This window comes from Micromonospora marincola, from assembly GCF_056150385.1.
The window spans coordinates 310,021-330,047 of sequence record NZ_JAXCFT010000003.1; the positions used below are offsets into that span (position 1 = coordinate 310,021).

Here is a 20,027-nt window from a genome sequence, read left to right on the forward strand (position 1 = left end):
CTTCTTGGGGGGCCTTCCGGGGGCGATCACCTGTCGCCCTAAAGCCCGGCTAGCTGGTGGATCACGAAGGTAATCGGCAAGAGCCTGTGCCTTCTGATGATCCTTGAGACGTCCAACCAGCCGGGTATTACAAAAGGGCAGAGGATTCCCCGGATAGGCCCCGATTGCTTCACGGCATGCTCATGGTCGAGATGGAATACCTCTAAGGTGCCGTCCTTCTTAAGCCGGGGTTCACGCTTGCAGATTGCGCAGCATTTCCCCTGGGCTTCCCAGATTCGATTCCACTCAGCTTGACCGATTCCGTATGTCCTGAGAAGGTGGGCCTCCCGGCCAGCAGTCTTTTTGCACGCTGCTTTATCGCAGTAGAGCTTTTGTCTGCCGACCAGGAGGAACCCACACGTTACGCAGTTAGCCACTACTCGTAGAACACCACAGTCTTCGGAGTCGGCTTGACCTCGTACGGCTCCCCATCCAGCTCACCACCGGAGTAGGACTGGTACCAGCCATCCATCCGGAAGAACCGCTCAGAGCCGTCAGGGGGGGTCACCTTGACGACAACCCAATATTGGTCACCCTGGCCCTCGCCTCCGAAGCTCTTCTCAAGAGAGATCAGGCCAAAGGGGCTGGGAACGTCGTTGGCCTCTTCGTGCATCAAGAGGGACCAGAGGTCACCATCCTCAGCGGTCACCAAATAAGGCTTCCCATCCCAGCCTTCGGCGGCAACCTCAAAGTCGTTGGTCATCCACTGGTCGAGATCACCAACGGTGTACTCGTTAGACACGAACACTCCTCGTTATTCAGTTGTCGCAAGCTGTTGTGATAAGCTGCTACGGACCGTGTTAAGCGACCCGCACGGTAGGGAGAGGGCAGGGGTCGGCACAGGTTCACCTGCCCTCTCCCGCTAACTCACTCGAAGCTGTAGACAACCTTCGTCACAGTCTTCGGCTTTACCGGCTTGACGATCCCGCTCCACGTGATCTCGCCGTAGGAGTCACCCCGGCCAGTGGACTTGTAGTAGTTCTCCCCCACCTTCAGGATCGCGTACACCTCGAATTCGGTGCCCTGGGGGTAACTACCATCCTCGTAGTAGCCGGTCTCCATCTCATCGAGGTTCGGCTTGATCTTCTTGTCAGCTACCTCGACCTTGCCGACGCCGGAAACCTCGAAGGTCTTCCCGACAGTCCACGCTCGGTCTCGCCAGTAGCCAGTCTCCTCGTAGGTGGCGTACGTCCACTCTCCGCGAAGCTTCTCCTCAAGCAGAGTCGCCACAAAAACCGGGTTGTCCTCGGCTACCTCGGACGAGCAATACGGGCAGGTCTTAGCGATGTCCATATTCAGTTGTCCTCTCGGCTCACGGCTCAGATGTAGTCGTAAACAGTGACGGTGCGAGGCTGAGGCTTAACCTCTCGGATGCTGCCGGCATCCCAATAGGTGCCTCCGTAGGAGGAGCGATAGCCCACCTTCTTGTAGAGCTTGTCGCCCACTTTCAGGATCATGAAGATGTCCTCGGCTACGCCCCCACCATAGGAGTCGTACTCACCGGGAGCTGCGGGCTGGACCATCTCAACGAAATCGTTGATCTCCTGGATCCAGTACGTCTGACCAACCGCGAGGTCTTCGATCATAAACCACTTGTCAGCAGCGTTCAGCATCGAGGCAACGTCGGTGAGCTGCTGCTTGCACGTCGGGCACTCCATGGTTACAGCTCCCTCTCGATGATGTCGGCAAGCTCGATAAAGGTCGTGCCGTTGTCGTTCAGTTCCGAAAGGCTGCTGTCCCCGGTCTCAGGATCAACGGCCGGGTAGGTCTTCCGGTCGTCCTCATCGAAGTACGTCAGACCAGCCCACTCAGCGACCTCAGACGGGAGATGCCCGGTCTCGTTGCCGTAGGCGTGAATGCCGGCGTCGTTCTTGCCGGCTCGCCAGTCGTCATCCGGAAGAACTCGGCTGCGCTCGATCACGCCATCCCGAACGGCCAGCTCGGAGAGCACCCCGAGGCAGCAGAACTCATCTCCGCTACGAAGGCACTCCTTGCCCTGCTTGAATTCGCCCGACCGCAGAGCGGCAACCCACTTAGCCTTGACTTCCTGGTTCACTTTGCAATCCCCTTCAGAGCTTCGGCACACGGAAAGCAGACGTACAGCGTCAGCGGGCGATTTCCACCCACAATCTTTTCAGCCGACCGAATGAGGACGAACCTTCCTTCGCCCGGTTTGTTCGGGCAGTCCAAGTTTGCACAATCGATAGGGAGGGCTCGGGTTACAAAAGTCATTAGCCCTCCAAGGGAATCAGAAAATGCGCGTTCGCGCGATGATGAGCCACGTAGTCATGATCTGCTCTGTAGAACTGGTCGTACCGCTCCGCAATAAACCGAGCACTCTTCCCCCGAGTCAAACTAGTGATCGTGCGCCGTAGCGCCCAGTGGTGTGCAAACCCCGGAGAGACCCTGTAGTTCCTCGGGATCACAATCCGCTCAAGAGCGGTCGCGTACACCTCCTCCCGGAAGAGGCGGACAATATCCTCCTCGGGAGCAGCCCACACTTTCTTCATGTCCATGTCGACGGAATGCCCGTCCTTCAAGTAAAGCTCGTACAACGGCTTACCGGGTGTGTAGGCGACGGAGTAATGCAAACTGTCGTGGTCGTACTTCCGCTGGACCGCGTCCGCAAAGAAGGTGTCAGCCTCCTTGGAGAGATCCATCTTCTTGCTACCGTGCTTCTCGGTCCAGATTTCGTAGAGCAGCTTGTAAAGGGGCTCGATGGCCTGACACCCCTTGGCCTTCAGAAACATCAAGTCGGCCATATGCTTGCCCCAGGAGCCATTGGGAAGCTCCCAGAAGGCGTGGCTTAGCTTGATGGTGTAAAGCTCATCAGGGGTGGCGTATCGATTTTCACCCTTCCACCAGCGCTGAAGCAGCTTGGGGTGGAAATAGGGCTCGTAGGGGCAGGGGCAGAATTCGCTTTGCCGCCACTGCACCATGTCAGGGGTGTCGTCGCGCTCAGTAAAGCAGTCGTAGTCCTTGGGCTCTCGGGAAAAATCCGGGAAGTGGTGTTTGATTGCCGTTGAGCCAATGACGATGTGCATCTCAGTCCTCTCGGTAAATCCGAGTCTCGATACCTGCCTTCTGGGCGAGGTCAGCAGTCATGCTGGCCCCCTTGCTGTTGTTGCGAATGAACGCCAGGCAGACATCCGCTCCCAGGCTCACCATCTCGGCGTTCCTCCGGAAGCCAGCAGACTTGCCGAAGGTGTTCCAGTCAGCGGGGTGGGGCTCCTCGATGATGCTCACGCCCCGCCACCACGTTTCAGTGTGCCGGTGCATATCGGCACACCATTCGTGGGCTTGCTGATCTGGTCCCTTGGGACACTTCCCGTGGACAACCGTCAGCGTCCCTCTGTCGGGAACGGTGACTAGCACTTCATAAAGCTCGTTCCAGACCGTCTCCCATATCTCCCAGCCCCGAGAGCCAGTCACTAGAACTCTCATTCAGACCTCCGGAGAAAAGTCCTCGATATTGCCAATCCAGATGCCGTCTCCATCTACCGGGTTGTCAAGAGACTCGAAGACGTACATCCCCGCCCCCTCGTCCTCAATGCCGATGATCTCGCACGGCTCGTTGTCGTCCACCCAGAATCCCTTGGTGCCGATCTTCAATTCAGCCTCCCATCCATGAACGTTCAGGAACCCACGGAATCCCTACGTACATTCCCCCGTCGCTCTGGGCAGGCCCAGAGGAGTTCTTCACTACCGAGACGTTCAAATATCCCGGCATCTCAGGGTCTTGGAACATCGTGAGAATCAACCGAGGTCGCTTATCGATCTTCTGAATGATGTCCCGCTTCCCAATTGGGGCGTTGCCGTTCACGTTGTCGCCGGTCACATGCGTCAGGAAGTGCACGTGAGCCCCGGTTTCCCTTGCCTTAGCAGCCCCCCAAAGAAGAGCCTCACGCTGGTTGCTGCCTTCGTCAGCTCCATAACCGGAGTCGACATCCATGAGGTTGTCCACGACAATCAGGTGCGGATAAGCCCCCTCAGAGATCGCGTAAGCCTCGATCTCTTCATCGAAGTGCCCTAACGTCGGGCCAACGGTGAAATCCCACCAGACGTGCTCTGTAGCCTCATGGAATGCCTCCCAGCCTCCCGGCTCGGAGAGACGCTTCTCTGCCTCATCCTGCGTACACCCAAAAACCCCCTGAGCGGTACGCACACCTACGGTTGCGGTGTCTGAGTCAGATGAGAAATACAGCGTAGGAATCGGATAGTCTAAGTCGTACCGTGCGTTCATGACCCAGTGGCACCAGAAGGCTGTTTTGCCACCACCAGAAGCAGCAGCAGTAAGCCCCATCTGACCCCTCCGAGCGAACGCCCGAATGCCATCGAGCTTGGGGAAGGGGGACGGGATAGGTTCACCCGTCCGCCCCCGAGCCCGCATAGCCAGAGAAAGGCTATTCAGGGTTACTCCTTAACGCTCAAGCTCCTTGAGCATCTGATCGTGAATGCGCTCAAGCTCGTCAAAGCAGGTATACGAAACCTGCCCACCTCGGACAGAGCCAAGACCTTCAACGACCGCCTCAAGCTCCTCCCGAGTGACAGTCAGGGTGAAGTGCTCGGTCTTCTCTATCTCCATCTCACTCCTCCTCGACCCCAGCATCCTCAAGTGCCATATAGACGCTCTTGGCCGTATCTCCGTAGTTGCTGTAATGCCAGTCAACCTCCTGAAGAGCGCCCATGAGCTTTCGCGCTTCACTCCCCGGAATGGTGAGAACGACTGGCACATCAACCCGCTCAGCCCTAATCTCCATCAAGCCTCCCTTCGGACCTTCACGCCGATATCCTCAAGCTCGTCGTGAAGCTCCTTAGCGAACCCGCCGTGCAAATCCTCTTCCCAATCCGTGTTAAAGAGAAGCAGGTACATGAGCTTCCCCGCCTCCTCCTCCGTCAGATCAAGATGAATGGTTCGCTCGCTGTAAGTAGTCGTCGCGTCCATTACTCGATCCAATCTCCCCAGCCAGGACCCTTGCACGAGAAGTTCTTGCAGTAGAAGCGGTTCCGGTACGGATTACCGCTCTTATCCCGCTTGCCCCGGAGGTCCTTCGTGGGGCCACCGCAGCGATCACAGTTCGGCTGCTGACCGGGAGGGGTGTTCCCGGCGCTAGGGGCCGGCGCAGCCTTCGGAGCACCAGCACCAGCCTGGTTGTTTGCGTTCCCGGTGAAAACCCCTACAGCAAGCGACTGCTGCTTGATGGTGCCGATGCCCTTGAAGATGGCCTCAGAGTGCTCCTCAAAGCCCTCAACCACCTCCGCAAGCTCAGCTCCGCTGTCCGTGCGAAGATGCACGAAGTCACCGTTCGCAACGAAGTCAATGTGAATCTTCGGGAAGCCAGTCTCATCAGCCAATTTGGTTCTCCTCTGAATCCTCTACAACAGCCTTCATCAACTCGAAGGCCGTTTCCTTGTCAAGCCCTCCGCCGTACTCAAGAGACACCTGAATGGTCTCGTCGTCTTCAGCGGCGGAAATCTCCACCAGCACATACGGATTCATTCCAAGGATGTGCTGCGAAAGCTGAATGTTCTCAGACATTGAATTCCTTCCGGTCTCGGAGGAACACCAGCAGATACCACGCGAGGTGATCGCGGGGGATAGCGAGCGCCAACGTCAGGGCAGCCTCGCTCATGGTCATGTTCGGCTCAGCGAACATCTCATCCACCAGCTCCACAAAGCCCGGGATCTTCTCCCGGATCTCGTTCTCCACAAGGGCATCGTGAGCCTTGATGTCCTCAACATCGAACTCGTCGTACTCGATCACTTGTCGCCCTTTCGCTTCAGCATGGTCTTGTTAGCCAACCGAGGGCGCAGAGGCCACGGCTTCACATCCGGGTTAGCGGCGAAGAACCGCCGAGTCTTCTCGCGCTTGCTGGTGCGCTTCTTGAGAGCACCCTTGGTGTGATAGGAACCCTTGCCGGCTGCGATCTTGTGCCGCATCGCGTTCCCGATCAGATCGGCCAGAGGAACAGGCTTCATCAGTTGCCTCCCTTAAGCGGCTGGTCCTCTCGGAGCCAGCCTTCAGACCTACACCAGGGCTTTGTTGGGCACAGCCCGCAGTGATCTCCCACGTTTGGAATGAACACCTTGTGTTGAATACCTCTGTCGAGAGCGCCGTAGAACTCCGTTAGCGTCTCTGCGTTCCTCTCAGGGGCCTTGACCCACTCGGATACCGTTCCGTCCTTCGCATAGAAGAACCTCGCGTACTCAACAGGCCCCTCAAGCTCTTCTTTGAACACCTGGCTGAATACGTACAGGTAGAGCAAGAGCTGTTGAGTGCTCTTCTGGCGGTTACCGGTCTTGATGTCTTCGAGGGAGATAATCCCCTGCTTAGGCCACCAAAGGACCCTATCGATTGCCAGCTTGACGGTTACGCCGTTATCGAAAGTCCACTCAAGCTCGACCTCGAAGGCCGGATCATTGAATGGCGTCCGCCAGATTTCCCATTCAGCCTCTTCAGCATAACGTCTATACTGGGGAATCCATTTCTCAAGACCGGCCTTCATGCGATTCTCGATGTCAGCCTGAACCGTCTTCGTCCGAGGTGGCTTGATCCAGAGATCCCAGTCGGGCTGCTCTTCACGAAGCTGATCGATGCCAGCGTTATACAGCTCCACGAAATCGGCCCGCATATCGCTCGTTCGACCGGAGATTTCCCAGTTGTCTACTGCCTGCTGAAAGACAGTTCCTGCGATCAACCAGCTAGCAGGACGCTTGGGAAGCCTGGGGCGAACCATTCGCTCAAGTCGCCACTGCTCCGAGCACTGAGAGTACGTATTGAGCTGGCTGAAAGATCGGGTGTACTTGCGTTCCTGGGTCATCACTCCCCCATGCCGAAGAGCCCCGGCGAGTAGCCGGGGCTCCCAGCTATTCAATTGTGTTCCCTGCTTACGTTCTCTATTCTAACCGGCTAGAACAGCCGCCGGATGTACCTCACCACAGCACCCCCGGCTCTTCTCGGTACAGCTCTCGGAGCCCCACCACGTCATCATGACTGACCCTGGTCAGCGGACCGACAACACCCTTGAGGAACGGGCCACACTTCCACCGCAGCAGACTGCCATCCCAAAGGAAGTCTACTGGGTAGCCGTCCTTGCACGACGGGCTCTCCGGAGTCCGGAGGAGTCGGAACTTCGTGAACCTCTCCCCTCGGATCGCGAAAGGCTCCCGGGAAGCCGGGTAGTAGTCCTCTGCAAGCCCGTTCAGCTCTCGGTGCACCACCTCTACTACCCCCGAGAAGTCCGGGGGCTCAGAGGGCATCTGAAGCAGGATGGAATACACATCCTTTCCATCCTCAGTCAGCCACATCACCTCAAGGGCGTTCTCTCCAACCGGAAATTGAAGCTGAACCTGTCCCTCAATTGTCCGAAGGGTCTTCTCAAGCTCCTTGACCTCCTTGAGCCCGAGGTAGAAGATGGCCCCAGCCTCGACATCGCCAGAAGCCTCATCCCTCATCGCCACGTAGTCATCCGAGGCGTACACCTCGTAGCCACTCTCCCCGGCTACGAACATCACCACGCCACCAAGACTTGAGTCCTTGGAGCTAAATTGAATGGAATTATAGAGAAGCCGGGCGAGGTCTTCAGCGAGGATCTTCATCAAGAATCTCCTCGGCTAGACCTCGAAGCTCCCATGCCTTTGCGTGAAGACTAATCTCTCGATAAGTCATCTCATTCGAGACGCCATCAAGCTCTCGCTCTAGGCATCGAATTCCCTCAACAAGCTGCTCAAGCTTGCTCATATTCAGTTGTCCTCCCACCAAGGAGGGCTCCCGAAGGAGCCCTCCTTTCAGTATTCAATTGTGGATTCAGTTATGCGATCTTCTTACCTTCGGTCTTGCCGCACCGAATGCAGGTTCGGAGGTTGAACAGCTCGTATCCGGTGTTCTTGTAGCTGTTGGCGGGAAGGAGCTGACTGCTACCGGTGAAGAACTCCGTCACTACCGGCTTCCACTTGTCCTCCCACTTCCCCCAGTTGTGCCGCAGAGTCGTGCGGTACGTGCCCCGGCAGATCACCGAACCTCCACCTCAGGCACAATCACCGAGGGCTTCAGGGTCACCTTGTAGTGGTTCGGGCTAACACCCGAGGTGGTCAACTGCTCATACCACCAGAGAACGTTGTCGCTCTTCCCGAGCGCGTTCCGCTTGTACTCGTTACCCACCTTGCAGGTAACAGTCATCCGGTTGGCGTCCCCCGGATCGACCGAGCAGAAGCCCTCAACCGACAGAATGTACTTGTCGTTGATGGCGTTGTAGAACACTACCCGCCGATTGACCTTGAAGTTGTCAGCGTCCTTGCTGAGGTTTTCGTTGACAACCTCAGCGTCGTCGGACTTACACCCCGTCAGGCCTACGCCCAGAGCGAGAGCAGCAGCGAGGATTAGTGCCTTGGTACGCTTCACAGTTTCGTCCATTCCGTGAGTCCGTGATACATAGTCCACACAAACCAGTAGGCAAGCTCGAAGAGTACGAACCGAGGATCAGTGACGCTAGGCTTCAAAAACTCCCAGAGCTTCACAATTGCTTCTTTCGATCCGAGTAGCCCCGACCATCGGGAGCCCAACTCTTAATGGTGTACTCGATGGAGTTCTCCGGATCGATGTAGCCGCCTCGACAGTCAGCGAACACCCGCTGAGTGTGCACGAATTCGCCATCCGGGTTGTAGCCGGTAAGGCACTGGGAGTACGAGGGAGACCACAGAGCGCGCTCAAGAATGATCTGTTCCACCTCAGACCTCCTTGTAGAGACGCTTGAAGCCCTCGGGGATTTCGGCGTAGGGGCAGTAAATCGACGGACGGACGTTGTTCAGACAGATCAGGTTGTACCCCAGGTCAGCTCGGTACTGAAGCTGATAGAGGGCTCCCGTGGCGGACTCCTGGTAATAGTCCGTCGTGGTGTGCTGAGGAGCCGGAGGCTCAGGCTTCTCTTCCACCGGAGTTTCGAGGTCCATTTCGTGGACATTGTTGATACTGATCGACCCCTCGAAAACCACCGGGACGTGCATCGGGTGAAGAGTCTCTGAGTTACCAGGGGCAACCTTCTTGCCCCTCAGCCCCATGAATCGAATCGGAGTGCCGGCGGGAATTTCTTCGTGCCGAAGATTCTGCTTCGCGAACTCCACTACATCCACCTCACGTCGTAGACACCCGGAAGACCATCCCAAGCTGCCTGATCGTTCAACTGACTGGACATGTCCGTTGCCTTAGCCCAAGATCGGTGACTGGCGACCACCATCCCGCTGCTGAGGTTTACGACTTTCCATCGGCCCTCGAAAACCCGGCCCAGAAATTTGCGCACAGTTCCCACGTTTTTAGCCCCTCCGGTGACTGCGAACGACCGGCAGAGCCGGGAGTTCCCCAGTGGAACGCTGAAGAGCCAGCTTGGTCCGAATATCCTGCCAGGAAACCGGCTTCAGAGGCCTTCTGCCGCCCTGGGGGCGAAGAGGGTATGCCAGAGCAAGGATGATGAACGCAGGGGCCACAGTGGCGCTCAGAGCGGGGATAAGCTGACCCATCCGTCAGCCCTCAATATTAGGATTGCTGTCGATCCCCAGAGCCCGGAGGGCCTTCGCCATAGCCCGCCCGGCGGGCTGGTAGGTCTCGGCGTCGGAGTGGGCTGGCCACTGGCCGAGGGTGTACGTGACGCTAAACATTACAGTTCCATCCCCTTTTCGTAGAGCTTCCAGGTGATGCTGTCTTCGGTGTACTTGCCGATCATGGCGCGATGGCCTTTGTTGCTGTTCTTACTCAGGTGTGATCTCGCCTTAGCTAAAGGCGTAATCGAGTTGTGCCCAAAGTGAGCCAGAGGCTCTGAGTCGCAGGTTTCACAGCGATACAAAAAGCCTCCGGGCACACGGCAGACCTCCCACGTTTCATGGCGTGGGCAGTAGAGCCGTTCTCCTGTTACTGGGGCAACGGTAAATGACAGCCGTTGGCCGCATTCCAAGATTGCTTCAGCTTGCACCTCTCGATGCTTCTCGGGGACGTATTGGTCCCCGTGCTCTCCGATGCAGAGAGAAACCTGCTTCGTCTGGATAAAATCCGGGTAGTCCGTCTGCAAGATGGCTGGCAGGCTACCTAGATCATCCATGGCGATTGCATCCGTGACGAACATATTCAGTCCACTTTCATAGGCTTCAAGGACCGAATAATCTTTCCGCCTTGGTTTACGTAATCCCGGTATGCCTTTCTGGCCGAAGGGGCAATCTTCCCCCTGTTCTCCATTCCTTCGAGAAGGCTGCGATCAATCGTGTCGAGACCTTGAATCTGACACTTCGTTTCTCGGTAGACGGAGAAGCGATAATCGTCTTCCTCGGAAGTATCGAACACCTTCCATATGCCCAGGCGATAGTGATAGCCCAACATCACCTTATTTCGGTAGGCGTGATTCCTCCGTAACTCTCTCACAGTCTTACTAAACTTCGTCTCGGAAAGCCCGTACTCCTTCATAAGGCTGTCCTTAGTGAAGGTGTAGAACTCAACCGTCATGCGCTTATACAGCAACGCTGCGAGTTCCGTCGATGTAAACGCCTTCTTCATTGATCCAGAACCGCCTATTAAGTTGTTTTTTAATTGTGGTCGCAGTGGCGATGATGTCGTCTAGCGAGTCAAGGATGTCTTCGGCATCAGCCTCAAGGACTTCCTCTACGGGCAGGTGTACGTACTTCCCTAGGGTCCGAGAGACAGAGGCGACCTTTTCCCGGAACACCTCAGCTAGTAGACCCTCCTTTGTAGCCTCGGGGAGTGGGATGTCCGGTTTGCCGGGAGAGCAGCCCTCGGGCTGCTGCTTGGACGAATCGGACTTACCCACCGCCTTGTAGACCGCATTCGCGCTCTTCCCCACTACCGCACCAGTGACGGCGTGCGGCACACCTCGCTCCGCGAGAAGCTTCATCACCTGCTTCTTCTCACCCTCTTCCAGCGGAAGAGGGTTCTCCGTGAAGAATTCGATCAGATCCCCAGCGTCATGCCTGGTGACCAGCTCGAAGGCGACCTCAAGTGCCTTCTCTCGGTGGTGGCAGTAGAGCTGCTTCAGGTCCTCCGTAGGCACCTCTGACAGGCTCACTAAGCCCCCCAGAGGTACGCCACCGGGCCGTAGGCACAGGCCACTAGGATTGCGATTAGGATGCCCAGAGCAGCGCCTTGACGATGCGTCAAGTAGATCCTCCTATTCAGTTGTTTTCCTGTTCGGTGGTGCTAGGCGGGAATGACAAACGCCTTGTGGCGAACGTTGTTGAGAACGCTAGCGTCGATGTAAAGCTCCTCTACCTCTACCTCGAAATCACCCTCGCCCTCCCGGGGCAGCGCAATCAGCGACCCCTCCTGAGGGAGCCCCGCGACCAAAATCCTCTCCGGAAGGGAGTCCCTGTCAGATTCGAGCGATCCCCAATCGAGGTACAACCAGAACGTCATCTTCTCTCCCCTTCGCCTCGGTGGCGTGAGCCCAACGGTACTTGCATAACCGGCGGTATGCGAGTCCATGGTGTCCTAGTTTGAAGGCATACTCCATGTGACTCCGGTCACACTCAGGCTTCGGGTTGTCCTCGGTGGGGATTTTGGGACATCGACATTACTTAGTGGGAGCTGGTTGCTGCGGAGGCAGCGGAGGGAGTACATCCGGTGCCACCGGATGATGAGTAGACTAAGTTATAAGAACTTAGTTAGTAGTTATAAGTAAGCGCTCCTACGGAGCGCATAAATAACTAAGGACTTAGTTATAAGCGGCCGTAGGCCGCTATCTAGAAGACGCCTACGGCGTCTATAACTACATAGGAGCTAAGTTGAGAGACTTCGCCATTGTCACCTTCCCCACGGGGAAGGGGGCGAAGAGAAAGTTCCTCTACCTGAACCAAATCCGGAGAGGATTTGGTGATCCTATGCTGTCGCCTACGGCGGGATACGTAGTTTACTCCAAGCCTCAGCCTGGTCTAAACCAGGCTGAGATCAGAGTCGCGAGTTCGTCTAAAGCCTACGAACTCGCTCCTATAAGAGATCTTCTCAAAGCCGTTGAAATGCTAGGGGCAACCGTTGAATACCTCTAGGCCTACGATCCAGCAGACGCTTATTGGCGTCGCTTACGAGTTCGCAAGGCGTTCCACTTGCTCACGATTGAATGTCGGTGCCATCGTCGCTGACTACCGAGGTGTAATTTTGTCGTCAGGTTACAACGGGGCTATCTCGGGGATGGCTCACTGCAATCACACGGTAATCGATGAGCCTTGCCGGCTAGCAATCCACGCTGAAGCCAACGCAATCATTTGGGCAGCTCGAAGAGGAATCGCCGTTGAAGGCTCGTACCTCTACTGTACCCACGAGCCATGCTACGAATGCTCGAAGCTCATCGCGCAAAGCGGAATCTCTACGGTGTACTACTCAGAGGCCTACGGCCGGAATAGTGGACTGGAAATTCTGGGGCACGCAGGAGTGCACATCGAACAAGTTCTCCTCTGATTGTCGGGGGAGGGTCCTGAGCGCCAGGTTCGCTACCGCCTAGGCAGCTCCCCTCCCCCGCTTCCCATCTTCCTCAGCCGGCGCAGCCGCACACCAAGTACCGCCAGAGCTGAAGGAGCACCATGCCCAGAGCAAAGCAAAGATGCAGTAATCCAAGCTGCAAGCAACTTAAGCCTTGCAAGATTCACCGAATGTGGCAGAAATCCAGTGGTCAGGTAGACCTACCTAGCAACTGGAAGACCATCCGGAAGTACGCCAGGGGGTATTCCACCAAGACGTGTTACGTCTGCGGTCGATCCGGCATAGATGGTCAGGTGGACCACATAACCCCCAGATCCCAGGGTGGATCGAATCATTCAAGCAATCTGGCCTGGATCTGCCACCGTGACCACTCCTTGAAGACCGAACGGGAGAAGCAGGCAGGCCGCAAAAGGAGAAACTAGATGGCCCTACCCAATAACTACGATAAGGTCCCCGTTAAGGGGAAGTACGTTTATCTGGATGGCACGCCTGCCTCGGGACAGGTGAAATTCTCTGGCAAGGTGGTAGCGGTCAGCGACGCTGCCGATACGGTGATTCTGCCGAACACCATCATTGCCACGTTGGACTCCAACGGCTCGTTTACCGTCAACCTGCCGGCCACCAATGACCCTGATATCCTTCCGAACGGTTGGACCTACACCGTTCAGGAGAGTTTCCTTGGTGGTGGTGGTCGTACCTACGACATCGATGTTCCGCTGAGCGCCCTGCCCAATGGCATCGACCTCAGCGAGGTCGCCCCTCGGTCTTCGTCTTCGGGTTCGCCTACGGCGTTCGTCACCCTAACCACTTTCGCCAACCACGTTGCAGAGGCGGAGGAGGGTTCTGGCGTTTCCTCGTGGACCGATCTGACGGATAAGCCCACCACCTTCCCTCCGTCGTCTCACAGCCACGCTCAGAGCGATATCACGGGGCTTGCTACAGCTCTCTCGGGTAAGGCTGCAACCAGCCATACGCACGTTATCAGCGGAGTCACCGGTCTTCAGAACGCTCTGGATTCCAAGAGCACCGTTGTAGTCCTGGCCCCTGGTGACCCAGTGCCCTCTGGCACTCCGGTGGGAGCAATCATCCTGAGGACGGCGTAAATGGCCTTCTCAAATCCTGTCTCTTTAGCCTACTCGACAGCAGACGTAACCAACCCCCTGGTGCTGTCTTGCAGCGGTGTCGTTGGGCGCACATATCTTGTGTGCGGCGGAATGTGGTTGGCCGCCAACTCCTTTACCGGAGTGACGGACAACGGCGGTAATACGTGGACCCGAATTGAAAGCGCCCCCGATTCTGGCACCGTGGGGCGTCGCATCGAACTCTGGAAGTGCACACCCACCAGCCCCTTTACTTCCGTAACGGTTACTAAGAATGGCCCGAACTTCGGCGCGGCTGTTGTCGTTGAGGTTTCCGGTGGTACGGGAGTTGTTAACGCCGTAGCCGCTATCGAGCGAGCTAGTAGCACTGCTCCCACTCCGGTAACTGTTACCCCGAGCAAAACGAAGACGATGGCTATCGCGCTGGTTCAGGCGAACGCCAACACCACCAGCCAGATTCATGAGTCCTCGGGGTGGACAGTTCTCCCCACGGATGCTGGGGCTGGCCTGAAGGTCGCCTATCGCTACAACGCTCCAACGGGAACCCCTCTGGGCGTGTCGTGGACCTTCGATGCGGCTGCTGGTTCGGCTCAGGCGATCGTGGCTCTCGAAGAGGCTGCTTCTGGCCCCTGGTTCAGGTGGAATGGCACCACTGAGGTTCCGCTGACCCTCGAAGGGCGGTGGAATGGCACCAGCATTGCTCCACTGACTTTCGACAAGATCGTTACTGAGCCTACGACCCCTCCCCCCAGCATGCTGATTGGCATGGACTCACTCCCCGGGAATTTCGCGGGAGATGTAATCTCCTTCCCAGGGATTCTGTATCACCGAGACTTTGGTAGCGGAAGCCCAACTACCCCTACTCCGTGGAATACGGGCCAGCGGTGGGCAGCACTCCCCCAGGGCGGGATTATGCATATCTCGTGGAAGGGCGACCCTTCACTCTTCACGGGGTTCCTCAACAGCATCCCCGATACGCCTCCGGCGTGGTTCAAGGGTGTCTACGTGTCCCACTTCCACGAGCCCCATGATGAAGTCCGAGACGGCATCATTACCGCTGCTCAAATTCGAGCCAACGGTGCTTTGCTGACCTCTATCAAGAATAGCCATTCTAAGGGCAAGTGGGTTCTCGGTATCGGACCGATTCTTACGAGGTACGATCTCGACGAGAATCCCAATAGGGCTGACCCGGAGGATTACGGCTGGGACGGCATGGATTTCTATGGAGTCGACTGCTATCAGTCGTCAACCAGCGGTGGCTATTTCGATAATCAGAAGATGTTCGGCTACGTCTTCGATCGAATTCACGTGGTCTACCCTGGTCTGCCATTGATGGTCCCTGAGTACGGAATCGTCAAGCAGAACTCCGACACCTCCGGTTCAGCTAGGGCTGCTGCCATCACCAGCCACATTGCCTATCTCCGTGGGAGAGGTGATGTACTGGCTATTGCGTACTTTAACGAAATCGGAAGTATCCCGGGTGTCCCCCTGGATGACACTCCGAGCGCTAACGCTTGGCGGGCTGCTCTAGCGTCCCAGTAATGAAAAGGCCCTCGCCATTTCTGGCGGGGGCCTTTTTCACTTTGTCCTCCATTCAATTATTCGAGCCGGTTTCCAAACCCACGTTCTTCCGAATTTGTCATCTGGCGACGGCATTTGCTTTCGGCGACGGTACTGACTGATGGTAGAGTCTCCCACTCCGCAATACTCGGCTACATCACGGGTGGTCCACCATTCAGCTTCGGGGTTTGGCACGGCCAGATCCTTCGCACACTGGACAGTCGTATGAACAGTGCGCCGAGGCGACGGTTCCCGGTGGCACAAAGTTAGCTCGATCAGGCCCAAGCTGGAAGATCAGGTTTCCCCTCATGGGTCGGATCGGACCTACCGCAGCGACCAGGCGTCTGATGACGCCATCGCCACCACACTTGCGACACAGAGACGGCATACCGGCAGTGTACTCCTAGGACCGGCCTGTGCCCTTGCAACTCCGGCAGGGGACGAACTCCTCTTGGGTTTCGACCTTGCCCTTGACGATGACGTCCCGGCGAACCCACTTGCCGGCCTCGCCTCCGCAGGCGGAGCAGAGCCCGCCTCCGCCTCGGTTCCCGAGTCCTTCGGGATGCTTGGGACCCTTGCCCTTCATCAGAGCCACCCCCTACCCTTGCATCGGGTGCAGTTCTCCCAGACGCTGTGACTCTCGGTCTTCCCCTTGCTGTTGACGGAACGCTTCGTGACGTACCGCCCGCAGGTTCCGTTGCAGCTCGGACAGATCGGCTTGGCCGTAGCTCCGTCCTGGGGGTCTCGCTTTGCCATGCTCTCCTCCTTCAGGAGTAACCGGTTGGTTACCCAGAGCTTAGGTCCATACCGGGGAGTATGCAAGCATGAAAAAGCCCCGCCTCTTCTCGGAGGCGGGGCTAGATCACTGAAACACACCGAGAGCTGCTACAGCTTGCTGAACGACGGGCCAATTTGCCGAAGGCAACTGCAACTTGACCCTTCCGAGGACTAGCCGCAATTCCCACTCACCAGGATTCCTGGTGAGCAGATTCTTGAGCCACACAAGTTCGTCCTCGGTTAGCGCTCTGGTTGGCACCAGATCCACTTGACTCCTGGTGAGCACGGTCGAGAGGTACTGTCCCTCCCAAGCCTGGCGCTGCTCGGTGGACCGGAGGTTGCTGTTGCCTACGCCGTATCCGATCCGGTAGAGCGGCTTCTGACCGTTCCTCCTCTCTGCTCTGTCTCGTAGCGCCCTGGCGCTCAGAGCCTCCCTGGCGATGTAAAGCTCTTCCCGGTAGTCACAGATACCGTCCAACGTCCCAGAGGCGATCAGAGCACCCAGAGAGCCGGTATTCAGTGCCTTAGCCGGCGCTCGCCTGAAGAAATCGTCCAGGTCCTTGAACGGTCTCTTCGAGCTGACCGCGTTGAACACTGCTTCCCCGACGCCCTTGATAGCCGAGATTCCGTAGTGAATTCCCTTCGGGCTGGGGCTGAAGCCGACTCCGGAGTGGTTGATGTCCGGAGGCAGCAACGGAATCCCGAGGTGGTTCACCTCTGCGAGGTATTCAGGTAGCTTATCTGGGTCTTCCGCGACCGACGAGAGGACTGCTGCCATGTACTCAGTCGGGTGGTTCGCCTTGAGATAAGCCGTCCAGTAAGCGACCAGTCCGTACCCGGCAGAGTGCGCGCGATTGAAGCTGTAATCGGCAAACGGGACAAGCGTAGCCCAGAGCGCTTCAAGCGCTGCTTTCGAGAAGCCCTTAGCTTCACCCGACGAAAGAAACTCCGGCTTCGTGGCCTCCATCTTTGCATGATTCTTCTTCCTCATCGCGTCGAACAACAACGCGGCCTCGGCGTACGACCAGCCGCACACGATCTTCAAGACCTCAAGTACCTGCTCTTGCCATACGATCAGGCCGAAGGACTGAGCGAGGACAGGCTTTAGAGCTTCTTCCAGCTCAGAGTGAATTGCCCAGTCAGATTTCCAGTCGACTCCCGCGTTCTTTCGCTTGGCGAACTCAAGGTGAGCGTTAGCTCCCATCGGGCCAGGCCGGTACAACGCGAGCACGGCTGAGACATCATCAAAGCGGGTGGGTCGTAGTTGGCGAAGCAGTCCTCGCATACCAGGAGAGTCCAACTGAAAGACTCCGAGGGTGTTTCCGGAGGCAAGGAGTTCATAGGTAGCTCGGTCGGAGCATTCGTCCGGCACCACGGGTAGTGTCGTCTCAACTTGTCGAGTCCGCAGCATTCGTAGCGTCTCATCAATAATCCCCAGGTTTCGTAGTCCAAGGAAGTCATACTTGATTAGGCCAAGAGCTTCCACCTCGTGCATATCGAATCCGGTGATCCACGAGCCTTCACCCTTGGGCTTCCGAAGAGGCAGCAGATCCCTCAGAGGCTCAGGAGGGATCACTACCGCAGAAGCATGCACACCTTCACTTCTAGTGGTGCCTTCGAGCCCTGTAGCAAGCTCATAGACGGCATCCTTCGGCCCGGTGTAATCCTTGAGGCTCGGAGACCTTCCGAACTTCGCCGGAGGCAACTGAGAGGCGTACACGTCGCCCTGCTTGCGCGCTCCACCGAGGACGCGGTTGGCGTCCCTCAGCGCGTTCTTGGCCCCGATGGTCCCGAAGGTGCCGATCTGTGCAACGAACTCCTGACCGTACATCTCGACCACGAGCGCGATGAACTCGTCTCTCCGATCCTCCGCAACGTCGATGTCGATGTCCGGGAGGGACGCACGCTCCGGGTTGAGAAAGCGCTCGAAGATGAGACCATGTCGAATCGGATCAAGATCTGTAATTGCCAGGGCGTAAGCGACAAGGGAACCCCCAGCAGATCCACGCCCAGGCCCAATTGGGATTCCACGACCCTTAGCCTCCTTCAGGATGAAGTGCAGCGCCAGGAAGTACGGCGCATAACCCATGTCGATAATGACTCGGTTTTCGTAGCAGAGCTGACGAACGTACTCATCAGTGTAGGGCTGAACCCGAGCAAGCAAGCCCTCTTTGCTCAACTCCCGAAGGGCCTCCTCTTCGTCCCAGCCGTCAGGTAGCTCTACGGCAGGGAACCGAAGCTTCTTCTCGAATACCTGGTCATAGCTCCCCACCATTTCCGCAATCAACAGAGTATTGTCGAGAGCGATCACGGGGAGAGGCTTAGCTTCCATTTCAGCTCGGGACGCAATGTGGTAGCCAGCCCCGGAGAACTGGAATACCGGCTTGGCAAGCGTGCTCTGGGTCTGCACGCACAGCAACGCCGAGTGAACCGAGGCGTCCTCAGGGGCGCAGTAATGGACATCGTTAGTAGCGACCATAGGAAGTGAATGCTTGTGTGCGAGCCCGATGAGATCCCGGTTGAGAGCATCCTCGAAAGGTATGCCGTGGTGCATCAGCTCTATGAAAAAGCGATCACCGAAGATGCTCTTGTAATTATCCGCAAGGACGGAAGCCTCCGCATTCTGCCCCAGACGAAGCCGTGTGCTAATTGCCGACCCAGCACACCCACTGAGGACGATTAGTCCTTCAGAGTGCTTCTCAAGCGTCTCAATGTCGATTCGAGGCTTGCGATAGAACCCTCGATCAAAAGCCTCCGCTTGGAGTCGGTATAGGTTCCTGAGTCCTTCGCCAGTCTGAGCAATAACACTGAGGTGCGTGTAAGCTCCCTGGCCACCGATACCAGGGTTGTCCCCGTCTTCGGCCAGTCGAGTGGGATCTCCCGGTCCCCAGGAGCGTCGCTCCTTGACTTCTGCTGAGCCAGGAGACACATAGAACTCACATCCCAAGATGGGCTTGATGTCAGCGGCTTTGCAGGCTGCCCAGTGCCGCATAGCACCGGACATACTACCGTGATCCGTGAGAGCCAAAGCGGGCTGCCCCAGAAGGGCAGCCCTCTCGGCGTACTCCTCGCTGGTGCCTTTACCGTCGAGAATCGATCCCCGATCGGTGTGCACGTGCAAATCAACGTACGTATTCAATTGTGATCCCTCAAGTCTGTGTGGCGACGGTAGAGCTATTCCTTGTAGTACGGGTCTTCCGGGTCGTAAAGCATCCGGGAAGTGTCGATGATTTCCTCGGTGGTGGTCACCTTGTAGACGACGTACGACTTGGCGTTCTTGTGGTGCCGAGCCATAAACCCATGAACCTCTTCGATCGTATCCATGAGTTTTGCCATGTCCCACCAGATATTTCCGCCGGAAATCTTGCTCCCAGGCCAGGCACAATACCTTGCGGTGTAGTGAACCTTCGGCGCGTAGTCCGGAGGTAGCCGCCAGTCGGTGAAGGGGTAGACTCGTTCGGTCCCCGTGGTGTCAGTCATATCAGCTCCTAGCCAGTCGAATGGACGTAGTTTCCCCGAACGCGGAGCACAGCTCCCACTCATGGGCTTTGTGGCGACCATGAATGATGTCCTCAGTCCGGAAGTCGTGTGCCCAGACCTCGAAATCTAGGGTCACCTCGTATAACTCCACGAGGTCTTCGATCACCTCGTGTTCGCCGGAGTACATATGGTCAGCCGCGAACACATCCCCCAGCTCATAGCCGACCCATGGATCCTCTGCTCCCTGGTAATCACGCCTGATGTCACTCACCGGACTACCGCCAGGTGGCTCCGGACCGGACCCGAGGAGGGTTCCGGACGAGACCACCGGACCTCGTTCCCGAAAAGCAGCCGGGTGGCCCCGGTCTTCCGGGCGTACCCCTCCCGGTCTATCACCCCCTGGGGGATCTTGAACTTCCCCTGATCCGGGATGAACACAAACCACCGCTGTCCAGCGGGATCTTGAGGGGTAGAGTTGGGCATCTGTCAACCTTCCTGTGCAGTGACTTGGGTCACCTGTTACTGAGAGTGCCGAACTTCCATACCTGTTGATATGCTAGCTTCGCAACGCAGAGCTTCCCTACATCAACAGGAATGGATG

At 57.1% G+C, this 20,027-nt stretch carries 33 protein-coding genes and 1 pseudogene; 4 read left to right on the forward strand and 30 right to left on the reverse strand.

What is annotated here, in order from left to right; all coding sequences use genetic code 11:
- Positions 1-38: 38 nt before the first annotated feature.
- From SM450_RS09710 to SM450_RS09835, 26 genes and pseudogenes are all read right to left on the reverse strand, one after another.
- Positions 39-416, reverse strand: coding sequence for an endonuclease domain-containing protein (locus SM450_RS09710; protein ID WP_474619363.1), 378 nt, complete (start codon positions 414-416; stop codon positions 39-41).
- Positions 416-781: a hypothetical protein gene (locus tag SM450_RS09715; RefSeq protein ID WP_474619364.1), complete on the reverse strand. Its 366-nt coding sequence runs from the start codon at positions 779-781 to the stop codon at positions 416-418. Before SM450_RS09715 ends, SM450_RS09710 begins: the two co-directional genes overlap by 1 nt.
- Before the next feature lie 125 nt (positions 782-906).
- Positions 907-1,332, reverse strand: coding sequence for a hypothetical protein (locus tag SM450_RS09720; RefSeq protein WP_474619365.1), 426 nt, complete (start codon positions 1,330-1,332; stop codon positions 907-909).
- A 26-nt stretch (positions 1,333-1,358) separates the two neighbouring features.
- Complete coding sequence (locus SM450_RS09725; protein ID WP_474619366.1) at positions 1,359-1,697, reverse strand: hypothetical protein; 339 nt, start codon at positions 1,695-1,697, stop codon at positions 1,359-1,361.
- A gap of 2 nt (positions 1,698-1,699) precedes the next feature.
- Positions 1,700-2,095 carry a hypothetical protein gene (locus tag SM450_RS09730; protein ID WP_474619367.1) on the reverse strand — a complete coding sequence of 132 codons (396 nt, stop codon included), beginning with the start codon at positions 2,093-2,095 and terminating at the stop codon, positions 1,700-1,702.
- 175 nt (positions 2,096-2,270) lie between these two features.
- The gene (locus SM450_RS09735) at positions 2,271-3,083 is read right to left on the reverse strand and encodes a DUF7275 domain-containing protein (RefSeq protein ID WP_474619368.1); all 813 of its coding nucleotides are present in this window, start codon (positions 3,081-3,083) and stop codon (positions 2,271-2,273) included.
- A gap of 1 nt (position 3,084) precedes the next feature.
- Positions 3,085-3,285: a hypothetical protein gene (locus tag SM450_RS09740; protein ID WP_474619656.1), complete on the reverse strand. Its 201-nt coding sequence runs from the start codon at positions 3,283-3,285 to the stop codon at positions 3,085-3,087.
- 42 nt (positions 3,286-3,327) lie between these two features.
- A pseudogene (locus SM450_RS09745) lies at positions 3,328-3,483 on the reverse strand (SLOG family protein); the annotation flags it as partial.
- A complete protein-coding gene (locus SM450_RS09750) occupies positions 3,484-3,624 on the reverse strand; it encodes a hypothetical protein (protein ID WP_474619369.1) in 141 nt (46 codons plus the stop codon).
- A gap of 28 nt (positions 3,625-3,652) precedes the next feature.
- Positions 3,653-4,342, reverse strand: coding sequence for a hypothetical protein (locus SM450_RS09755; protein ID WP_474619370.1), 690 nt, complete (start codon positions 4,340-4,342; stop codon positions 3,653-3,655).
- A gap of 117 nt (positions 4,343-4,459) precedes the next feature.
- Positions 4,460-4,624, reverse strand: coding sequence for a hypothetical protein (locus SM450_RS09760; protein ID WP_474619371.1), 165 nt, complete (start codon positions 4,622-4,624; stop codon positions 4,460-4,462).
- A 1-nt stretch (position 4,625) separates the two neighbouring features.
- Positions 4,626-4,799 carry a hypothetical protein gene (locus SM450_RS09765; protein ID WP_474619372.1) on the reverse strand — a complete coding sequence of 58 codons (174 nt, stop codon included), beginning with the start codon at positions 4,797-4,799 and terminating at the stop codon, positions 4,626-4,628.
- Positions 4,799-4,984 (reverse strand): hypothetical protein, encoded by a 186-nt coding sequence (locus SM450_RS09770; RefSeq protein WP_474619373.1) that lies wholly within the window; start codon positions 4,982-4,984, stop codon positions 4,799-4,801. Before SM450_RS09770 ends, SM450_RS09765 begins: the two co-directional genes overlap by 1 nt.
- Entirely contained in the window at positions 4,984-5,394 is a 411-nt protein-coding gene (locus SM450_RS09775; RefSeq protein WP_474619374.1) for a hypothetical protein, read from the reverse strand. Before SM450_RS09775 ends, SM450_RS09770 begins: the two co-directional genes overlap by 1 nt.
- Positions 5,387-5,578: a hypothetical protein gene (locus tag SM450_RS09780; RefSeq protein ID WP_474619375.1), complete on the reverse strand. Its 192-nt coding sequence runs from the start codon at positions 5,576-5,578 to the stop codon at positions 5,387-5,389. The genes SM450_RS09775 and SM450_RS09780 overlap by 8 nt, the downstream gene beginning before the upstream one ends.
- Positions 5,571-5,804, reverse strand: coding sequence for a hypothetical protein (locus tag SM450_RS09785; protein WP_474619376.1), 234 nt, complete (start codon positions 5,802-5,804; stop codon positions 5,571-5,573). Before SM450_RS09785 ends, SM450_RS09780 begins: the two co-directional genes overlap by 8 nt.
- Positions 5,801-6,019: a hypothetical protein gene (locus SM450_RS09790; protein ID WP_474619377.1), complete on the reverse strand. Its 219-nt coding sequence runs from the start codon at positions 6,017-6,019 to the stop codon at positions 5,801-5,803. The genes SM450_RS09785 and SM450_RS09790 overlap by 4 nt, the downstream gene beginning before the upstream one ends.
- Positions 6,019-6,861 (reverse strand): PD-(D/E)XK nuclease family protein, encoded by an 843-nt coding sequence (locus tag SM450_RS09795; protein WP_474619378.1) that lies wholly within the window; start codon positions 6,859-6,861, stop codon positions 6,019-6,021. The genes SM450_RS09790 and SM450_RS09795 overlap by 1 nt, the downstream gene beginning before the upstream one ends.
- A gap of 112 nt (positions 6,862-6,973) precedes the next feature.
- Positions 6,974-7,639 (reverse strand): hypothetical protein, encoded by a 666-nt coding sequence (locus SM450_RS09800; RefSeq protein ID WP_474619379.1) that lies wholly within the window; start codon positions 7,637-7,639, stop codon positions 6,974-6,976.
- 412 nt (positions 7,640-8,051) lie between these two features.
- Positions 8,052-8,453 (reverse strand): beta-sandwich lipoprotein, encoded by a 402-nt coding sequence (locus tag SM450_RS09805; RefSeq protein ID WP_474619380.1) that lies wholly within the window; start codon positions 8,451-8,453, stop codon positions 8,052-8,054.
- Between the two features lie 100 nt (positions 8,454-8,553).
- Complete coding sequence (locus tag SM450_RS09810; protein ID WP_474619381.1) at positions 8,554-8,766, reverse strand: hypothetical protein; 213 nt, start codon at positions 8,764-8,766, stop codon at positions 8,554-8,556.
- A 1-nt stretch (position 8,767) separates the two neighbouring features.
- Entirely contained in the window at positions 8,768-9,160 is a 393-nt protein-coding gene (locus SM450_RS09815; RefSeq protein ID WP_474619382.1) for a hypothetical protein, read from the reverse strand.
- A gap of 530 nt (positions 9,161-9,690) precedes the next feature.
- Positions 9,691-10,152 carry a hypothetical protein gene (locus tag SM450_RS09820; protein WP_474619383.1) on the reverse strand — a complete coding sequence of 154 codons (462 nt, stop codon included), beginning with the start codon at positions 10,150-10,152 and terminating at the stop codon, positions 9,691-9,693.
- Between the two features lie 2 nt (positions 10,153-10,154).
- Positions 10,155-10,577, reverse strand: coding sequence for a hypothetical protein (locus SM450_RS09825; protein ID WP_474619384.1), 423 nt, complete (start codon positions 10,575-10,577; stop codon positions 10,155-10,157).
- Positions 10,531-11,088 carry a hypothetical protein gene (locus tag SM450_RS09830; protein WP_474619385.1) on the reverse strand — a complete coding sequence of 186 codons (558 nt, stop codon included), beginning with the start codon at positions 11,086-11,088 and terminating at the stop codon, positions 10,531-10,533. The genes SM450_RS09825 and SM450_RS09830 overlap by 47 nt, the downstream gene beginning before the upstream one ends.
- Before the next feature lie 146 nt (positions 11,089-11,234).
- A complete protein-coding gene (locus tag SM450_RS09835) occupies positions 11,235-11,450 on the reverse strand; it encodes a hypothetical protein (protein ID WP_474619386.1) in 216 nt (71 codons plus the stop codon).
- 615 nt (positions 11,451-12,065) lie between these two features.
- On the opposite strand from SM450_RS09835, the gene SM450_RS09840 reads away from it, so the two are divergent.
- From SM450_RS09840 to SM450_RS09855, 4 genes are all read left to right on the forward strand, one after another.
- The gene (locus SM450_RS09840) at positions 12,066-12,488 is read left to right on the forward strand and encodes a deoxycytidylate deaminase (RefSeq protein ID WP_474619387.1); all 423 of its coding nucleotides are present in this window, start codon (positions 12,066-12,068) and stop codon (positions 12,486-12,488) included.
- 191 nt (positions 12,489-12,679) lie between these two features.
- Positions 12,680-12,931 carry an HNH endonuclease gene (locus tag SM450_RS09845; RefSeq protein ID WP_474619388.1) on the forward strand — a complete coding sequence of 84 codons (252 nt, stop codon included), beginning with the start codon at positions 12,680-12,682 and terminating at the stop codon, positions 12,929-12,931.
- Complete coding sequence (locus SM450_RS09850; RefSeq protein WP_474619389.1) at positions 12,932-13,612, forward strand: phage tail fiber repeat family protein; 681 nt, start codon at positions 12,932-12,934, stop codon at positions 13,610-13,612.
- Positions 13,613-15,151 carry a hypothetical protein gene (locus SM450_RS09855; RefSeq protein WP_474619390.1) on the forward strand — a complete coding sequence of 513 codons (1,539 nt, stop codon included), beginning with the start codon at positions 13,613-13,615 and terminating at the stop codon, positions 15,149-15,151.
- 36 nt (positions 15,152-15,187) lie between these two features.
- Here the strand turns inward: SM450_RS09855 and SM450_RS09860 are convergent, their stop codons facing one another.
- The 4 genes from SM450_RS09860 to SM450_RS09875 all read right to left on the reverse strand — a co-directional run bounded on the left by SM450_RS09860 (position 15,188) and on the right by SM450_RS09875 (position 19,697).
- Entirely contained in the window at positions 15,188-15,364 is a 177-nt protein-coding gene (locus SM450_RS09860; RefSeq protein WP_474619391.1) for a helix-turn-helix transcriptional regulator, read from the reverse strand.
- 667 nt (positions 15,365-16,031) lie between these two features.
- Entirely contained in the window at positions 16,032-19,085 is a 3,054-nt protein-coding gene (gene dnaE, locus SM450_RS09865; RefSeq protein WP_474619392.1) for a DNA polymerase III subunit alpha, read from the reverse strand.
- A 35-nt stretch (positions 19,086-19,120) separates the two neighbouring features.
- A complete protein-coding gene (locus SM450_RS09870) occupies positions 19,121-19,426 on the reverse strand; it encodes a hypothetical protein (protein WP_474619393.1) in 306 nt (101 codons plus the stop codon).
- Between the two features lies 1 nt (position 19,427).
- Positions 19,428-19,697, reverse strand: coding sequence for a hypothetical protein (locus SM450_RS09875; protein ID WP_474619394.1), 270 nt, complete (start codon positions 19,695-19,697; stop codon positions 19,428-19,430).
- Positions 19,698-20,027 lie beyond the last annotated feature (330 nt).

Coding starts and splice junctions, on each gene's coding strand:
- SM450_RS09720 (WP_474619365.1), bottom strand. CDS start 1,332: ATGGACATCGCTAAGACCTGCCCGTATTGCTCGTCCGAGGTAGCCGAG.
- SM450_RS09725 (WP_474619366.1), bottom strand. CDS start 1,697: ATGGAGTGCCCGACGTGCAAGCAGCAGCTCACCGACGTTGCCTCGATG.
- SM450_RS09735 (WP_474619368.1), bottom strand. CDS start 3,083: ATGCACATCGTCATTGGCTCAACGGCAATCAAACACCACTTCCCGGAT.
- SM450_RS09755 (WP_474619370.1), bottom strand. CDS start 4,342: ATGGGGCTTACTGCTGCTGCTTCTGGTGGTGGCAAAACAGCCTTCTGG.
- SM450_RS09760 (WP_474619371.1), bottom strand. CDS start 4,624: ATGGAGATAGAGAAGACCGAGCACTTCACCCTGACTGTCACTCGGGAG.
- SM450_RS09765 (WP_474619372.1), bottom strand. CDS start 4,799: ATGGAGATTAGGGCTGAGCGGGTTGATGTGCCAGTCGTTCTCACCATT.
- SM450_RS09770 (WP_474619373.1), bottom strand. CDS start 4,984: ATGGACGCGACGACTACTTACAGCGAGCGAACCATTCATCTTGATCTG.
- SM450_RS09780 (WP_474619375.1), bottom strand. CDS start 5,578: ATGTCTGAGAACATTCAGCTTTCGCAGCACATCCTTGGAATGAATCCG.
- SM450_RS09790 (WP_474619377.1), bottom strand. CDS start 6,019: ATGAAGCCTGTTCCTCTGGCCGATCTGATCGGGAACGCGATGCGGCAC.
- SM450_RS09795 (WP_474619378.1), bottom strand. CDS start 6,861: ATGACCCAGGAACGCAAGTACACCCGATCTTTCAGCCAGCTCAATACG.
- SM450_RS09800 (WP_474619379.1), bottom strand. CDS start 7,639: ATGAAGATCCTCGCTGAAGACCTCGCCCGGCTTCTCTATAATTCCATT.
- SM450_RS09805 (WP_474619380.1), bottom strand. CDS start 8,453: ATGGACGAAACTGTGAAGCGTACCAAGGCACTAATCCTCGCTGCTGCT.
- SM450_RS09820 (WP_474619383.1), bottom strand. CDS start 10,152: ATGTTCGTCACGGATGCAATCGCCATGGATGATCTAGGTAGCCTGCCA.
- SM450_RS09825 (WP_474619384.1), bottom strand. CDS start 10,577: ATGAAGAAGGCGTTTACATCGACGGAACTCGCAGCGTTGCTGTATAAG.
- SM450_RS09835 (WP_474619386.1), bottom strand. CDS start 11,450: ATGACGTTCTGGTTGTACCTCGATTGGGGATCGCTCGAATCTGACAGG.
- SM450_RS09845 (WP_474619388.1), top strand. CDS start 12,680: ATGTGGCAGAAATCCAGTGGTCAGGTAGACCTACCTAGCAACTGGAAG.
- SM450_RS09850 (WP_474619389.1), top strand. CDS start 12,932: ATGGCCCTACCCAATAACTACGATAAGGTCCCCGTTAAGGGGAAGTAC.
- SM450_RS09855 (WP_474619390.1), top strand. CDS start 13,613: ATGGCCTTCTCAAATCCTGTCTCTTTAGCCTACTCGACAGCAGACGTA.
- SM450_RS09870 (WP_474619393.1), bottom strand. CDS start 19,426: ATGACTGACACCACGGGGACCGAACGAGTCTACCCCTTCACCGACTGG.